Genomic DNA, 14,594 nt, shown 5'->3' with positions numbered 1-14,594 from the left:
CGGCGGACTCTAGAAGTCCGTGGCGATGATCTTCTCGATGTTCCGTTCGGCCAGTGCCGTGATGGTGACGAACGGGTTGACGCTGGTGTTGCCCGGGATCAGGGACCCGTCGATCGCGTACAGGCCCTGGTACCCGGCCAGCCGGCCGTAGTTGTCGGTCGCCTTGCCGAGCACCGCGCCGCCGAGCGGGTGGTACGTCAGGTGGTCGCCCCAGATCTTGTAGAAGCCGAAGAGGTCGGACCGGTAGATCGTCCCCTCCTTCGCGTTGATCTTGTCGAAGATGGTCTTCGCCATGTCGATCCCCGGCTGCTTCCACGCGGTCTGCCAGTTGAGGTCCACGTTCTGCGTCGCCGGGTTGTACGTGAACTGGGCGCGGTTCGGGTTCTTCGTGATCGACAGGTAGAACGACGCCCACGTCTCGATGCCGGTCGGCAGCGGCGCGACCTCGGCGAACGCGCCGCCGGCCGCCCAGTTGTCGATGCCGCCGCAGGGGATGGACGACTGGAGGCTGCCGGTCGGGTCCCAGATCTGGTTGGCCCGCCCGACCATCACGTTGCCGTTGTCGCCCCAGCCCTTGCCGACCTCGCCGCTGAGGTTGGGCAGCGCGCCGGTGGCCTTCAGCTTCACCAGCAGCTTGCTCGTGCCGACGCTGCCCGCGGCGAAGAACACCTTGTCCGCCGTCACGGACTTCGTCGCCGTCACCCCGCCCGTGGTGTTCAGCTGGTCCATGACGACCGTGTAGCCGCCGCCGGCCGCGGGCGTCACCGACGTCACCCGGTGCAGCGGGGAGATGGTCACGCGGCCGGTCGCCTTGATCAGCGGGAGGTAGGTCTTCTGCAGGGACTTCTTGCCGTAGTTGTTGCCGTACAGGATTTCCCCGGCCAGCGCCGAGCGCGGCACGGTGTTGGCTTGCTCCTGCTCCATGTAGTTCCAGTCGTAGACGTCCGGGACGAAGACGAACGGGAACCCGGACCGCTGTGCTTGTTTCCGCCCGACCCGCGCGTACTGGTAACACTCGGCGGTCTCGAACCAGTCGGAGCGGACGAGCCCGACGCCGAGCCCGGAGTTGGCGCGCGGGTAGTAGGTGTTGTACATCTCGTCGGCGTTGACGGTCGGGAGGATCGCCCCGAAGTTCTCCCGCTTCGGCGTGACGGCCATGCCGCCGTTGACGAGCGAGCCGCCGCCGACGCCGCGGCCCTGGTACACGGTGATGCCGCTGAACTCCTCGGCGTCGAGGATGCCCGTGTACTTCGGGATGTCCTTGTCGATCGGGAACCCGAGGAAGTTGGACAGCGGCTGCTTCGTCCTGGTGCGCAACCAGAACGAGCGCTGGTCCGGGGTGGTCGTGTTGGCGAAGATCTTGCCGTCCGAGCCGGGCGTGTCCCAGGCCATGCCCATCTCGACCATCTGCACGTCGACGCCGGCCTGTGCGAGCCGCAGCGCGGTGACCTGGCCGCCGTAGCCCGAGCCGATCACGAGGGCGGGCACGCGCGCCGCGTCGGCGATCGTGGCGGACGTGGTGGACGCCGCGGCGGCCGCCTGGCTCCCCACTGCCGCGGCCGCCAAGATAGAACCAGTTCCTGCGATGAATAGACGACGGGAAACTGCGCCAGAAGCTGTTCTCCACATGGGTTCGTCACGCATGCGATAGTCCTCACCGTTGAGGTATATTAGAACAGGTTATAACTCAGTGGTGCAGACAAGTCGACATATACCGGCGAGTAACCTCCCGGGGTTGCGCGAGGATTCCGCTGAATGGGCCATGATGGACGACGATGGAGTCGACCCGAGTGGACCGCTGGCTTTGGGCGGTCCGGCTGACCAAGACCCGTCCGGACGCCGCGGCGGCGTGCCGGGGCGGTCACGTGCGCGTCAACGACAAACCCGCGAAGCCCGCGACGACCGTGGTGCCGGGCGACGAAGTCCGCCTGCGCATCGCCGGGACGACCCGGATCCTCGACGTGGTACGGGTGATCCAGAAACGCGTGGGCGCGCCGGACGCGGCGACGTGCTTCGTGGACCGGACGCCGAAGCCGCCGCCGGAGACCGCGATCCCGCTCGCCCGGCGCGACCGCGGCGCGGGCCGGCCGACCAAAAGGGAGCGTCGCGTGCTGGACGCGTTCCGGCAGCAGGACACCTGATTCGCCACGACCGACTCATTTCACGGTGAAATGAGTCGGTCGTCTCAAGACTGCGGTTTCAAGCCGTCCAGCACCAGCGTCAGCAAATGCGCGGTGCGTGCCTCCCGGTCCGCCCCGAAATCGGAGCGCCAGAGGAAACCGACCAGCTGCAGGATATCTTCGGCGCCGACGTCCGGGCGCAGCGTCCCGGCCCGCTTCCCCGCGTCCAGCAGCAGGGTGATCGCCGCGCACGTCGGCGCGTAGTACTCGCCGGAGAGGTCGGCGCGCGTCGCGGCTTCGACGGCCTCGCCGACGCCGTGCTTGATCCGGCCGTAGGCGGCCAGGCGCTCGAACCAGAGCCGCAGCGCTTCGACGGGTGCGTGCTCGGCGAGCAGGGACGGCGCCGCGTCGATCAGCTCCTCGACGTCGTGTCGGTAGACGGCCAGCAGGAGCGCTTCCCGGCTCGGGAAGTGGCGGTACAGCGTGCCTTGGCCGACGCCGGCCGCTTTCGCGATGGACTGCAGCGAGGCGGCGCTCGACGCCTTGAGCGCCACGCGCGCGACCTCGAGGATCCGCTCGCGGTTCTGTTCGGCGTCGGCTCGCATCGGGGTCACGTCGTCAGCGTAGCCAACCGGACAGCTGTCCGGGGGTTGACCGCGGCGAAGTCGTCACCCAGGATGTGTACGTCAGTCGCGCAAACGTACGCCAGACGAACAGACGGAGACGATGATGTCGACGCGATCAGTCCTGCGCAGTGCCTTCACCACCAAGCTCTACGTCACCGTGCTGGTCGCGATCGTGCTCGGGGCGGTGCTCGGCTTCGCCGCACCCGGCGTCGGCGCCGCGCTCCAGCCGGTCGGGACCGGGTTCATCGCGCTCATCCAGATGCTGATCGCGCCGGTGGTCTTCTGCACCATCGTCACCGGCATAGCGTCGGCGGGCGAGCTGGCCAGCGTCGGGCGGGTCGGGGTCAAGGCGCTGGTCTACTTCGAGGTGCTGACCACGATCGCGCTGCTCATCGGGCTGGTCGTGATGGACCTGCTGCGTCCCGGCGCCGGCATCCACGCCGACCCGGCGTCGCTCAAGCTCTCCGGCAGCGCCCAGCAGTACGTGCAGACCGGGGAAAACCAGCACTGGTACGACTTCCTGGTCAACATCATCCCGAAGACGGTGGTCAGCGCGTTCACCGAGGGCAACGTCCTGCAGGTGCTGCTGATCTCGATCCTGTTCGCGATCGCGCTGAAGGCCCTCGGCGAACGCGGCGCGCCGCTGCTGCGCGGGATCGAGCGGGTCGGCGAGGCGACGTTCGGCATCGTGCGGCTGGTGATGTACCTGGCCCCGCTCGGCGCGTTCGGCGCGATGGCCTACACCACCGGCAAGTTCGGCGTCGCCACGCTGGCCAGCCTCGGCGGGGTCGTGCTGCTGTTCTGGGTCGTCGGGATCCTGTTCTGCCTGCTGGTGTTCGGCGCGGTCGCGCGGCTGTGCGGGATCCGCGTCCTGAAGCTGTACCGGTACTTCAAGGACGAGCTGCTGATCACCCTCGGCACCGCGAACTACGAGGTCGTGATGCCGCAGCTGATGAAGAAGCTCGAGAACCTGGGCTGTCCGAAGCGGATCGTCGGGCTGGTCGTGCCGTCGGGGTACGCGTTCAACGGCGACGGTGTCTGCCTCTACCTCGGCTTCGCCTCGCTCTACATTGCCCAGGCCTTCGACGTGAACCTTTCGCTGTGGCAGCAGATCGCGCTGCTCGCGGTCTTCATGATCACGTCGAAGGGCAGCGCCGGAGTAGCGGGCGCCGGGTTCGTCATCCTCGCCGCGACGCTGTCGACCACCGGGGTCGTCCCGGTCGCGGGCATCATGCTCATCCTCGGCGTCGACCGCTTCCTCTCCACCATGCGCGGCATCGTCAGCCTGTGCGGGCAGCTGCTCGGCAGCATCGTCGTGAGCCGCTGGGAAGGCGTGCTCGACCTCGCGCGGGCCCGCACGGTGCTCGACGGCAAGACCCCGGAACCCACCGAACCCGCGACCACCGTCGCGGTCTGAGAAGGGAGACACCTTGGCCAGGCTCGGCTACAGCCACGATGGCGGCGAGGTCGCCGACCGCATCCGGCAGCGGCGCGGCGGGCGGCTCACCCCGCTGGACGGCATGCTGCTGCACAGCCCGGCGCTCGCCGACGGCTGGAACAGCCTGCTCGGCGCGGTCCGCGGCGCCTCGACCCTGCCCGCGGACGTCCGCGAGCTCGCCGTCCTGCGCGTCGCCGAGCTCAACGGCGCGGCCTACGAATGGACGGCGCACGAGCCGGTCGCCCGGGAAGCCGGGATGACCGACGAGCAGCTCGCCGCGCTGCGCGGCGGCGATCCGTCCGCTTTGGACGACCGGCAGCGCGCCGCGCTCGCCTACACCGACGCGATGACCGAGAAGATCGCCGTCGACCAGCCGGTGTTCGAGGCCTTGGAACCGCACTTCGACGAGCAGCAGGTCGTCGAGCTGAGCGTGACGGTCGCCGCGTACAACATGGTTTCGCGGTTCCTCGTGGCCCTGGAGGTGGGGCGGGAATGACCGGCCGGCTCGCGGGGAAGGTCGCGCTCATCACCGGCGCGGGCAGCGTCGGGCCCGGCTGGGGCAACGGCCGCGCCGCCGCGGTGCTGTTCGCGCGCGAAGGTGCGAAAGTGTTCGCTGTGGACCTGAAGCCGGACGCGCTCACCGAGACCGTTTCCCTGATCACTTCGGACGGTGGGACTGTCCACACGCACACCTGCGACGTCACCGACAGTGCGTCGGTGGCCGGCGCGGTCGCGGCGTGCCAGGAGACGTTCGGCCGCGTGGACATCCTGGTGAACAACGTCGGCGGTTCGCGTCCCGGCGGCCCGGCCGAACTGTCCGAAGAGGACTGGACGGCCCAGCTGGACTACAACCTCACCAGCGTCTACCTCACCTGCCGGCACGTCATCCCGGTGATGCGCGAGCAGGGCGGCGGGTCCATCGTGAACACCGCGTCGACGTCCGGGATCCGCTGGACCGGCTCGGCCCAGGTCGGGTACGCGTCGGCGAAGGCCGGCGTCATCCAGCTGTCGCGGGTGCTCGCGGTGCAGCACGCGCCCGACGGGATCCGCGCGAACACCGTCGTCCCCGGGCAGCTGCACACGCCGATGGTCGAGGCCCGGCTGGCGAACCAGCGCGAAGGCGGTGACGTCGAGACGCTGCTGGAACGGCGGCAGGCCCGGATCCCGCTCGGGTTCACGGGCGACGGGCGCGACACCGCGTACGCCGCGCTGTTCCTGGCTTCCGACGAAGCCCGGTTCGTCACCGGGACCGAGATCGTCGTCGACGGCGGCATGACGGCGAGGTGCGACTGATGATCCTGCCCCCGGGCAGCTGCGACGCGCACTGCCACATCTTCGGGCCCACGGACGTCTTCCCCTACGCTCCCGATAGGACGTTCACTCCGCCGGAAGCGCCGAAGGAAGATCTCCAGCAGTTGCACCGGCGTTTCGGGTTCGAGCGCGCGGTGATCGTCCAGTCGGCGTGTCACGGCACCGACCACTCGGCGCTGCTGGACGCCCTCGCGTCCGGTGACTACCGCGGTGTCGCGCTCGTGACGCCGGAGACGCCCGACGCCGAGATCGCCCGGCTGCACGAAGCCGGGGTCCGCGGCGCGCGGCTGCACTTCCTGCCGCACCTGGGCCCGGCGCCCTCGGCCGAGACCATCCGGGCGATCGTCGCCAAGATCGCGCCGTACGACTGGCACATCGCCCTGCACGTGGCCGGCACCGGCATCGCCGACCACGGCGAGCTGGTGCGCGGCCTCGGGCTGACCGTCGTGGTCGACCACATGGCCCGGGTGGACCTCCGATCCGGGCTCGACAGCTCCTCGGTGACGGCGTTGCGGCGGTTGCTCGACACCGGGAGCGTCTGGGTCAAGCTCAGTGGCGCGGACCGGATCGCGACCGCGCCGCCGTCGCTGGCGGATTCTCTCGCGCTCATGCGGTTGCTCGTGGCCCACGCGCCCGAGCGCGTCCTGTGGGGCACGGACTTCCCGCACCCGAACACCCACGGGTTCGATCCCGACGACGCCGACCTGGTGCACGTTCTGGCGTCCTTTTCGGACGAAGAGCGGCGGCGACTGCTCGTCGAAAACCCCGTCCGCTGCTTCGGGTTCGCCTAGTGCAGGCCCGCGATGTCCTTGGTGATCGCGTCGGCCGTCTCGAGCAGCCGGGGCACGAACTCCTCGCGCAGCTTCTCGACCGAGACGCGGGCGGCGTTGGCGGAGACGTTGAGCGCGGCGATCACCCCGCCGCCGGCGTTGCGGACCGGCGCGGCGGCCGACCGGACGCCTTCCTCGCGCTCGCCGTCCACGAGCGCGTACCCCTGCTCGGCGACCCGGGCCAGCTCGGCCTCCAGCGCGGCGCGGCCGGTGATCGTGTGGTCCGTCAGCCGCTTCAGCTCGGTCCGGTCCAAATAGGACTCCAGCTCGGCCGCCGGCAGGGCGGCGAGCAGCACGCGGCCCATCGACGTCGGGTAGGCGGGCAGTCGCGAGCCGACGTTGAAGGTGATGGTCATCATCCGCGACGCGGGCACGCGGGCGACGTAGACGATCTCGCCGCCGTCGAGCGTGGCGAGCGAGCTGGACTCGCGGACCTCGTCGGACAGCGCCCGCATGTGCGACTGGGCGTGTTCCCAGAACGGCAGCGCGGCCAGGTAGCCGTAGCCGAGCCGCAGGACGCGGGGGGTGAGCTGGAAGCGGCGGCCGTCGGTCTCGGCGAACCCGAGCCGTTCGAAGGTCAGCAGCAGCCGGCGCGCGGTGGCGCGGGTCAGGCCGGTGGCCGCGGCCGCTTCGCTGACGCTCATCGCCGGCGCCTCGCCGGAGAAGCTCTGCAGCAGCCGCAGCGCCTTCTCCACCGAATCGATGACGTCCGGATCTTCGCGCGACACTGCCCCTCCTCGATTTCCTGGGACACTACCCGATGACCGAAGGACTACTGTTCGTGTTCGCCGAGCCGGGCGACGTGCCGGAGGCGGAGTTCCACGACTGGTACGACCACGAGCACGCCCCGGCCCGCCTGCGCGTCCCCGGCATCCGCACCGGCCACCGCTACCGGGCCCTCGACGGCGCGGTGCCGACGTGGCTGGCCTGGTACGAGCTGGACACGGACGCGCTGCAAAGCCCCGCCTACGAGGTGGCACGCCGCCGCAGCCCGCGCGAACAGGACGTCGTCCGGCGGCTGGCGACGCTGGACCGGCGGGTCTACGGGCTGCTCGACGACGCCGGGCCGGCCGGTCCCGCCGCGCCGGTCGTGGTGTGCGTCGCGCTGTCGACGACCGACGAAGCCGGCCTCGACGCGTGGTACCGCGAGGAGCACGTGCCGCTGCTGCACCGGCTGCCGGGCTGGTACCGCACCCGCCGCTACCGGCTGCTCGAAGGCGACGGCCCGGCGCTGCTGGCGTTCCACGAGATCTCGGACGTCGGGTTGTTCGACACGCCGGAGTACCGGGAGGCGACCAGCACGCCGGCGCGTGCCTCCGTGATGAAGGCGGTGACGCGGCGCGAGCGGCGGGTGTTCGGCCACCACCGCACGATCACTCCGGTCATTCCGGAGTGAGGAACTCCAGCCGGTTGCCCAGGCAGTCGTGGGTGTAGAAGCGGCGGTGGCCCGGGAAGCCGTCGTCCCACTCCACGCCGTGCTCCCGCAGCCGGTCGGCCAGCGCGTCGAGGTCGTCGGCGAGGATGCCCGGGTGGGCCTTGCGGGCGGGCCGGAAGTCCGGCTCGACGCCGAGGTGGAGCTCGAGGCCGCCGGCCCGCAGCCAGAGCCCGCCGCGCCCGGCGAGCGCGGGCGGCTTCGGGATCTCGGTCATGCCGAGGACGCCGACGTAGAAGGCGCGGCAGCGTTCTTCGCTGCCCGGCTCGATGGCCAGCTGGACGTGGTGCAGGCCGAAGGTCATGCGCCCAGCGTGCCACGCCGGGGCGATGGTCATCTCGGGCGTTGACCTCGGGATCGATGTCCCGCGCGCGGGTTTCCCGGATATAACGGGGAATTCGCCCGGCGCCGATCGGTCCGGGCGGAAAACGGGTAGTACCCCGCCGGACGGAGGGGAACCTTGATCACCGCAGTGGATGCCCCGGAGCGGTTGCTGGCCGCGGCGCGGCCGCTCGTCGTGCGGTACTGCCGCGCCCGCCTCGACGCGGGAATGGCCGACGACGTCGCGCAGGACGTCTGCATCGCGGTGCTCCGGGCGCTGCCCCGGTGGTCGCCGGAGCGGTCGTTCCCCGCGTTCGTGTGCGGCATCGCGCGGCAGCACGTCACGGCCGCGCGCAAGGCCGCCGCGCGGCACCTGGCCGAGCCGGTCGCCGAGATCCCCGAGGAGGCCGACCCCTCGATGGACCCCGAGCACCACGCGCTGCAGCGCGAACTGGGCGAACGCATGGGCAAGCTGCTGCGGGTCCTGCCGGAGAAGCAGCGGGAGATCGTGGTGCTGCGCGTGGTCGCCGGCCTGTCGGCGGACGAAACGGCCGAGGTGGTCGGGTCGACGGCGGGCGCGGTCCGCGTCGCCCAGCACCGGGCGCTCGGCCAGCTGAGGAAGGCCGTCGAGGGCTGAGCCGGCGCTACGCTGGCGGGGTGAGCGACAGCGAGAACTTCGAAGGACGCGACGTCGGGTCCGGGATCTCCGTCATCCGCGAAAGCAGCGACGTCGTCGGGTCCGGGCCGCGGCTGCACCGGCACCCGTACGCGGAGACGTTCGTCATCATCCGGGGACGGGCCCGGTTCACCATCGGCGACGAGGAGCGCGACGGCGGCGCCGGGGACGTGCTGGTCGTCCCGGCCGGCACCGCGCACAAGTTCGCCGTGCTCGGCCCCGGGGTCTACGAGGCCGTGCACATCCACGAGAGCGACCACTTCATCACCGAATGGCTGGAGTGACGCTCAGAGCCCGCCGTCGGGGATCATGCCGCGCAGCTTCGTCAGCGCGCGGTACTGGGTGATGCGGACGTTGCCGGCGGAGATGCCCAGCGCCTCCGCCGTCTCGTTCGCCGACAGGCCGACGACGATCCGCAGCGACAGGATCTCCTGGTGCAGCGGCGGCAGCGACGCCATCAGCCGGCCCAGCCGGGCGCCGAGGTCCATGTCGAGCACGTGGCTCTCCGGCTCGTTGCCGCCCAGTGGCCGGTCCGGCAGCTCCGGCACCGGCTTCGACCGGTCGCGCGCCACCGAGCGGAACGCGTCGGCGACCTTGTTCGCCGCGATCGCCCGCACGAGGTAGAGGAACGAACCGCCGCGGTCCTGGTAGCCGGGCAGCACTTTCAGCACCGCCAGGCAGACCTCCTGCGCGACGTCGTCGGCCGAGAGGTACGACAGGTCGCGCCCGCCGATCCGGGCGCGGCAGTAGCGCACGACCGTCGGCTTGATGAGCCGCAGCAGCGTCTGCACGGCGTCCGGGTCGCCGGCGCGCGCCGCGGCCACGAACGGGTCGAGCTGTTCCTTCGTCAGCTTCCCGTCCGGCCGCGGCAGCTCGTCGAGCACGACGTAGCCTTCGACCGCCGTCTCCGCCATCATGGTGTCCACGGGTTTCCCTCCTCGCATCGTCCACCGGACCGCTCTCGGGTAACCCGTCGCCCACAAAAGACCACACTGGTCCTGGGACGATTCTCCTGTTCGCATCCCACGATTCCCGGTCCGACAACCGGAGTAATCGAGCCGCTGACCAGCAACGTTGCAGCGGTGTGGTTCTTGTCAAGATATTGTCCGTTAATCAGAAACGGCCCAGTGGTGTTACCCGGCGGTCACCCCCGGCACACGGGTCAAATAGTGGACAGATCCTGCCGATCCGGGGTGTCCGGTAGCGAATTCGCGCTCCGTTCCGATCCTTGGCGCGTGACTCGACCCGACTGTCAGGAACCGAAGCCATGATCACCCATTGAACGCCACCGGGACCCCCGCGGCGGCCGCCGCCCGGTTCGACGTGTTCCTGTGTTCCGCGGCGGCCGATCAGGTGGAGAAAGCACTGCGCGCCGACGGGCTGAGCGTTTTCCGCGGTAATCCGTTCGACGATTTCGACCTGAGCACGGGTGCGCGCGTTCTGCTCACCGATCTTCCGCCGGGGTTGAGCACGGACCGGGTGCTGACGATGATTCCGGGAGAACCGCTCCCGGACCTCGTCCGGCGGGTTCGTTCCGCGGTCGAGTCGGGTCCCGGGCGTTCGCTGCTGGGAACCGTCCACCGCGAACTCGTCGCGCGCGGGGCGGTGCTGCTCCGCGGCCCGGCGGGCATCGGGAAGACAACGCTCGCCGAGCAGTACGCGGGCCTGGTCGGCCGGTTCGGGGGCCGGGTGCTGCGAACGGGCCCGTTCGGCCACCTCGACCCGGACGACTTCCTCCCGCAGTTCCACCTGGCCCTCGCAACGGCGGCGGGCACGTCGGGGCTCGGCTTCGACCGGTTGTGTGCACGGCTCGGCGGTACGGGTGTGCCGGTGCTGGTCGTGGTCGACGACGTCCCGGCGGGGCTGCCACCGGGAGTGCTCGATCGGGTGGTGCTGGAGTCGGACCGGGTGCGAACGTTGCTGACGAGCCGGCGCGTTCGTTGGGAGGGGGCGGCGGTGGAGGTGCCGGGTTTGCCGGTCGAGGAGGGTATGCGGCTGCTCGGGTCACGGGACGCGGGATTTGTCGCTCGCTGTGATGGTCATCCGATGACGCTGCGGGCTGCGGCGTTCGTGGTGCGGTCTGGGGCGTCGTTGGGGGCTCTGCCGGACACTGCGCCTCATGCGATCCGGGAAGGGTTGGGGCTTTTGGGTGGGCCGGCGTGTGAGTTGTTGCGGTTGGGCGGGGTGCTGGCTCCGGCGCCGGTCCCGCCGGAGGTGGCTGCGTTCGGGGCCGCGGCGGAGGAGCTTGTCGCGCGGGGGTTCGCGACTTGGGTGGAGGGGAACCTGCGGCTCCAGGCCCTCGCGGTGGAGGTGGCCTGCGGCGAGTTCGGGGCGGCAGAGGCGGAGCGAGCGGCGGAGGCGGTGCTCGACGGCTTGGCCGACTGTGGCGAGTTCGAAGCACCCGGCGGTTTGCCCGGCGGCGGCGAGTTCGGAGAGCCAGCCGCGACCCGCAACGCCGCACCCGGCGGCGAGCCTGGAGACCCGGCTGCAGAAGCGGCGCGCAAGGACTTGGCCGGCGGCGAGTTCGAGGCACCGGCCAAGGAAGCCGCACGCAGCCGCTCGGCCGATGGCAGCGAGTTCGAGGCACCGGCCGGGGAAGCCGCACGCAGCCGCTTGGCCGGCGGCAGCGAGTTCGGAACACCTGGCGGCCAAGCCGACGGCCGCGAGCTCGAAGCACCCGCCGCGACCCGCGAAGCCGTGCCCAGCGGCGGCGAGTTCGAAGCGCCCGGCGGTTTGCCCGGCGGCGGCGAGTTCGGAGAGCCAGCCGCGACCCGCAACGCCGCACCCGGCGGCGAGTTCGAAGCGCCCGCCGCGGAAGCAGCGAGCAGCAGCCTGGCCAGCGGCGGCGATCCCCGCCCCGATCCCGTCCCCGGCGGCCGCCGATACCTTCTGCTTCAGCACGCCCGCGCCCTAGCCGACCACTGCCCTACCCACCGGGTCGCCCTCCTACGGCCCCTCGCCGCCGCTCATGAAACCCAAGGCGACCCCATCACCGCCGGTGAGATCCATGCCGCCATCCTCTCGACCGGCGAAGCGACCTCCGCCGACTTCGCCGCCGCGGCGCGGGTCGAACTCGCCTGTGGGCTCGACGCCGAAGCCCTCGGGCACGCGCGCCAAGCTCTCGGTCACCACGACGCCGCCCTCCTCGCCGCCCAAGCCCTCGACGGACAAGGCCACTACGCCGAAGCCGACCGGATCTTCTGGGACGCCCACCTCCCCACCACCAACACCGAGCGATACCGCGCCGCACGAGCCCGCCGACTCCGTGGCCACCCCCAGGACGCCATCGCCCTCCTCGAACCCGCGCTCACCGACCCCGGCCCGATCCGCGACGCACTGACCCTCGAGTACGCCCGCAACCTCTTCCAAGCCGGTCATCCCGAGCGAGCACGAGACGTCGCGGCCGGAACCACAGGCCCGGACGCCGACCTGATCCGGGCCGACGCCGACCTGCTCGACCACAACCCAACCGACCTCGAAACGACCTACACCCAGCGATACGGCCTCGAAAGCCCCCTGACGCTGACCGCGGCGGTCCACGCCGGCCGGGCCTTGCTCGGCCAACCCCGGCAGGCGCTCGAAAAGCTAGCCGAGACCGAACAAGTCATCCGCCGAGTACTGGGCGATGAACACCGGCTGCACCACCGGGTCCGCCACGCCCTGGGCCTCGCCCACGCCCGGCTCCGCGAGTTCGACCGCCAAGCCGACTTGCTCGAAACCATCCGGAAACCGCAGATCCGCCTCCTCGGCCGGGCCCACCCGGAAACCCTCGAGACCCGCCTCGACCTCGGGCTCGCGCTCGCCCTCAGCGGACGCGGCCCGCTCAGCCGCGCCACGAAACTCGTCGACGACGCCGCCCGGGACGCCGAGACCGGCGCCAGTCCCGGGCTCTCCGCCAAAGCGCGGGCCGCCAAGCAGGTCGTGCGGCTGCCCGAACCGTTCGTCTCCGCGCTTCACGCCCTCGAGCGGGTCGTCTGGCCCTGAGCGCCGGCCGGCTGCCAGCGGATCCCGTACGCGAAACCCGGCGCCAGGTGCCGGAACCGGACGTGCACCTCGCCCGCGTCGTCGGTCTCCAGCACCGCGCCGCGCGGTGACCGCGTGTCGTTCTGGAACGCCTTCTCCAGCCGGACGATCCGGTCCGGCACCCGGTCGCCGAACCGGACGTGCAGGTCGAACAGATCGCACGGGTGCCGCGGCACGCAGATGTAATGCGGCTCCCGCATGTTCGCCCGGATTCGCAGTCCGACGTCGTGGCGCTCACCCCGCCGCAACGGCTCCGGTAACCGCAAGGACAGCCCCACCCGGTCGCTCGACTCCATCGCCCGGCCGGCGAGCACTCCGCCGTGGAACACATCGACCACCAGATCGGACGCACGCACCGAATGACCGGATTCGCCGGCCGCGGTGAGCGTCAGTGCCAGGTCGAGCTCGGCGATTTCGTCCGCGTCGGCGACCACGCGACGGAATTCGAACGCCTCGGCCACCGGCTGGTCGAGTGCGAGCGTGACGCGCAGTTCTTCGGTGTGCCAACTCCGGCTCGGATAGCGCGGCCGGAGTTCCGGCGCACCGGCCGCCACGGCCATTGCCGCGACCTGCTCGATTCCTTCGTCGATGCGCCGCCGGACCGTCCGGTCGTCGCGGTCGAGCGTGATCGCCGCCCAGTGGACCCGTTCCTGGTAGAACGGCTTCCGCGCCCGTTCGTCCAGTGCGAACGCGGCCCGCAGCGCGATCTTCAGATCGTCCGGCAACGACTCGACGAGTGGGCGCAATCGGTCCGTGAGTTTACGCCTCATCTCCACGGAGTCGTCATCTTCCAAAATGCCACATGTGGCACGCAAAGCGGGTCCGACGCGATCCGCGAGCTGTGCGGTGAAAATTCCCCTCCCTTTGCGCAGGACCTTCAGCTCGCCGACCACGTCCGCCGCACTGAGGTCCACTGTTCCTCCCTCGCCGTTCCCGCACGGGCATCAATATTCGTCAGCCCCGACGCCGATGTCCAGTCGATCATGGCGCGGAAAACGGATCGTTATCCGCCGCATTCTTGACGGGCCTCGCCGATTTCGCGCGGGAAATCACCGGAACGCGAGCCGGCACTCGCGCCCACCAAAGACCGACCCGGCTCGCAGTCGTGTCGAAAGTGTCGAAACGACGCACGAACGGCCTGAGCCGCTAGGCGGCCACGATGCGCGCCAGCACGGACGGGACGGCCCGTTCGAGCCCGGCCGCGGCGTCCACCTCGCCGGCCAGGTGCCGGAGCAGGGCCTGCTGGAACAAGCCGTCGAGCAGTGCGTACGCGACGGCCTGCGGCACCACCGCCGGCGCGGACGCCAGCTCGGCGTAGCGCGCGACGACGTGGTGGATCATCTCCTCGCGGCGTCGGTCGATCTCGAGCACGTCGGCGCGGAAGGACTCCTCGAACAGGCTCTGGTTGCGCAGGTCGTACCAGAGCCGGTGCATCTTGGCGTCCGCGCGCAGCGTCGCGGCCATCGCCGCCGCGAAGTCGCGTTCCAGGTCCGGCGCCGTCCGCGCGCGGGCGACGAGCTCGTCGTACCGGGTGACGCAGACTTCCTCGAACTGCCGCACGCAGTGGGTCAGCAGGTCGACCTTGTCGGCGAAGTAGTAGTGCAGGACGCCGTGCGAGAACTCCGAGTTCTGCGCGATCTCCCGCAGGCTGGTGCGCGCGTAGCCGAGCTCGGCCAGCGTCCGCAGCGCCGACGCCGCGAGCTCGGCCCGCCGGTCGGCGAACTTGTCCACCTGGCGGCGCGAGATCCGGTCCCGGGTCCGCTCCTTCGCCTCAGTCACGTGCACCGTCCGTCACTTCGTGGTTGCCGGGTCCAGTC

General features: G+C 70.7%; 16 protein-coding genes. 9 read left to right on the top strand and 7 right to left on the bottom strand.

Annotation, left to right across the window (positions count from 1 at the left end):
• Positions 1–9 precede the first annotated feature (9 nt).
• Positions 10–1,566 carry a GMC oxidoreductase gene (locus tag ACZ7OU_RS15975; protein ID WP_470255545.1) on the bottom strand — a complete coding sequence of 519 codons (1,557 nt, stop codon included), beginning with the start codon at positions 1,564–1,566 and terminating at the stop codon, positions 10–12.
• 209 nt (positions 1,567–1,775) lie between these two features.
• On the opposite strand from ACZ7OU_RS15975, the gene ACZ7OU_RS15970 reads away from it, so the two are divergent.
• Positions 1,776–2,141, top strand: coding sequence for an RNA-binding S4 domain-containing protein (locus tag ACZ7OU_RS15970; RefSeq protein ID WP_470255544.1), 366 nt, complete (start codon positions 1,776–1,778; stop codon positions 2,139–2,141).
• 44 nt (positions 2,142–2,185) lie between these two features.
• Here the strand turns inward: ACZ7OU_RS15970 and ACZ7OU_RS15965 are convergent, their stop codons facing one another.
• Positions 2,186–2,725 carry a TetR/AcrR family transcriptional regulator gene (locus tag ACZ7OU_RS15965; RefSeq protein ID WP_470255942.1) on the bottom strand — a complete coding sequence of 180 codons (540 nt, stop codon included), beginning with the start codon at positions 2,723–2,725 and terminating at the stop codon, positions 2,186–2,188.
• 124 nt (positions 2,726–2,849) lie between these two features.
• On the opposite strand from ACZ7OU_RS15965, the gene dctA reads away from it, so the two are divergent.
• From dctA to ACZ7OU_RS15945, 4 genes are read left to right on the top strand one after another with little or no spacing between them, the layout of a single operon-like run.
• The gene (dctA, locus tag ACZ7OU_RS15960) at positions 2,850–4,163 is read left to right on the top strand and encodes a C4-dicarboxylate transporter DctA (RefSeq protein ID WP_470255543.1); all 1,314 of its coding nucleotides are present in this window, start codon (positions 2,850–2,852) and stop codon (positions 4,161–4,163) included.
• 13 nt (positions 4,164–4,176) lie between these two features.
• Positions 4,177–4,680, top strand: coding sequence for a carboxymuconolactone decarboxylase family protein (locus tag ACZ7OU_RS15955; protein WP_470255542.1), 504 nt, complete (start codon positions 4,177–4,179; stop codon positions 4,678–4,680).
• Positions 4,677–5,477, top strand: coding sequence for an SDR family NAD(P)-dependent oxidoreductase (locus tag ACZ7OU_RS15950; protein WP_470255541.1), 801 nt, complete (start codon positions 4,677–4,679; stop codon positions 5,475–5,477). Before ACZ7OU_RS15955 ends, ACZ7OU_RS15950 begins: the two co-directional genes overlap by 4 nt.
• On the top strand, positions 5,477–6,286 hold the full coding sequence (locus tag ACZ7OU_RS15945) for an amidohydrolase family protein (RefSeq protein WP_470255540.1): 810 nt from the start codon (positions 5,477–5,479) through the stop codon (positions 6,284–6,286). The genes ACZ7OU_RS15950 and ACZ7OU_RS15945 overlap by 1 nt, the downstream gene beginning before the upstream one ends.
• Here ACZ7OU_RS15945 and ACZ7OU_RS15940 read toward each other — a convergent pair.
• Positions 6,283–7,053: an IclR family transcriptional regulator domain-containing protein gene (locus ACZ7OU_RS15940; protein WP_470255539.1), complete on the bottom strand. Its 771-nt coding sequence runs from the start codon at positions 7,051–7,053 to the stop codon at positions 6,283–6,285. The genes ACZ7OU_RS15945 and ACZ7OU_RS15940 overlap by 4 nt on opposite strands.
• Positions 7,054–7,085: 32 nt before the next feature.
• Between ACZ7OU_RS15940 and ACZ7OU_RS15935 the strand changes: the two genes are divergently transcribed.
• Positions 7,086–7,721 (top strand): hypothetical protein, encoded by a 636-nt coding sequence (locus ACZ7OU_RS15935; protein ID WP_470255538.1) that lies wholly within the window; start codon positions 7,086–7,088, stop codon positions 7,719–7,721.
• Here the strand turns inward: ACZ7OU_RS15935 and ACZ7OU_RS15930 are convergent.
• Entirely contained in the window at positions 7,708–8,061 is a 354-nt protein-coding gene (locus tag ACZ7OU_RS15930) for a VOC family protein (protein WP_470255537.1), read from the bottom strand. The genes ACZ7OU_RS15935 and ACZ7OU_RS15930 overlap by 14 nt on opposite strands.
• A gap of 156 nt (positions 8,062–8,217) precedes the next feature.
• Here ACZ7OU_RS15930 and ACZ7OU_RS15925 point away from each other — a divergent pair, with 156 nt between their 5' ends.
• Positions 8,218–8,715, top strand: coding sequence for a sigma-70 family RNA polymerase sigma factor (locus tag ACZ7OU_RS15925; protein WP_470255536.1), 498 nt, complete (start codon positions 8,218–8,220; stop codon positions 8,713–8,715).
• A gap of 20 nt (positions 8,716–8,735) precedes the next feature.
• Complete coding sequence (locus tag ACZ7OU_RS15920; RefSeq protein WP_470241205.1) at positions 8,736–9,038, top strand: cupin domain-containing protein; 303 nt, start codon at positions 8,736–8,738, stop codon at positions 9,036–9,038.
• Between the two features lie 3 nt (positions 9,039–9,041).
• Here the strand turns inward: ACZ7OU_RS15920 and shbA are convergent, their stop codons facing one another.
• A complete protein-coding gene (shbA, locus tag ACZ7OU_RS15915; RefSeq protein ID WP_470242386.1) occupies positions 9,042–9,671 on the bottom strand; it encodes an RNA polymerase sigma factor ShbA in 630 nt (209 codons plus the stop codon).
• A 361-nt stretch (positions 9,672–10,032) separates the two neighbouring features.
• On the opposite strand from shbA, the gene ACZ7OU_RS15910 reads away from it, so the two are divergent.
• Positions 10,033–12,738 (top strand): hypothetical protein, encoded by a 2,706-nt coding sequence (locus ACZ7OU_RS15910; protein ID WP_470255535.1) that lies wholly within the window; start codon positions 10,033–10,035, stop codon positions 12,736–12,738.
• On the opposite strand, the gene ACZ7OU_RS15905 is transcribed toward ACZ7OU_RS15910, so the two are convergent.
• Together ACZ7OU_RS15905 and ACZ7OU_RS15900 are read right to left on the bottom strand one after the other, a co-directional pair.
• Positions 12,708–13,523 (bottom strand): hypothetical protein, encoded by an 816-nt coding sequence (locus ACZ7OU_RS15905; protein WP_470255534.1) that lies wholly within the window; start codon positions 13,521–13,523, stop codon positions 12,708–12,710. The two genes, ACZ7OU_RS15910 and ACZ7OU_RS15905, sit on opposite strands and share 31 nt — an antisense overlap.
• A 400-nt stretch (positions 13,524–13,923) precedes the next feature.
• Positions 13,924–14,556 carry a TetR/AcrR family transcriptional regulator gene (locus ACZ7OU_RS15900; protein ID WP_470255533.1) on the bottom strand — a complete coding sequence of 211 codons (633 nt, stop codon included), beginning with the start codon at positions 14,554–14,556 and terminating at the stop codon, positions 13,924–13,926.
• Positions 14,557–14,594: the final 38 nt, after the last annotated feature.

The organism is Amycolatopsis sp. NPDC114505 (assembly GCF_055633615.1).
The sequence above is the reverse complement of the archived record's forward strand: the minus strand, read 5'-3'. Positions and strand labels throughout refer to the sequence as shown.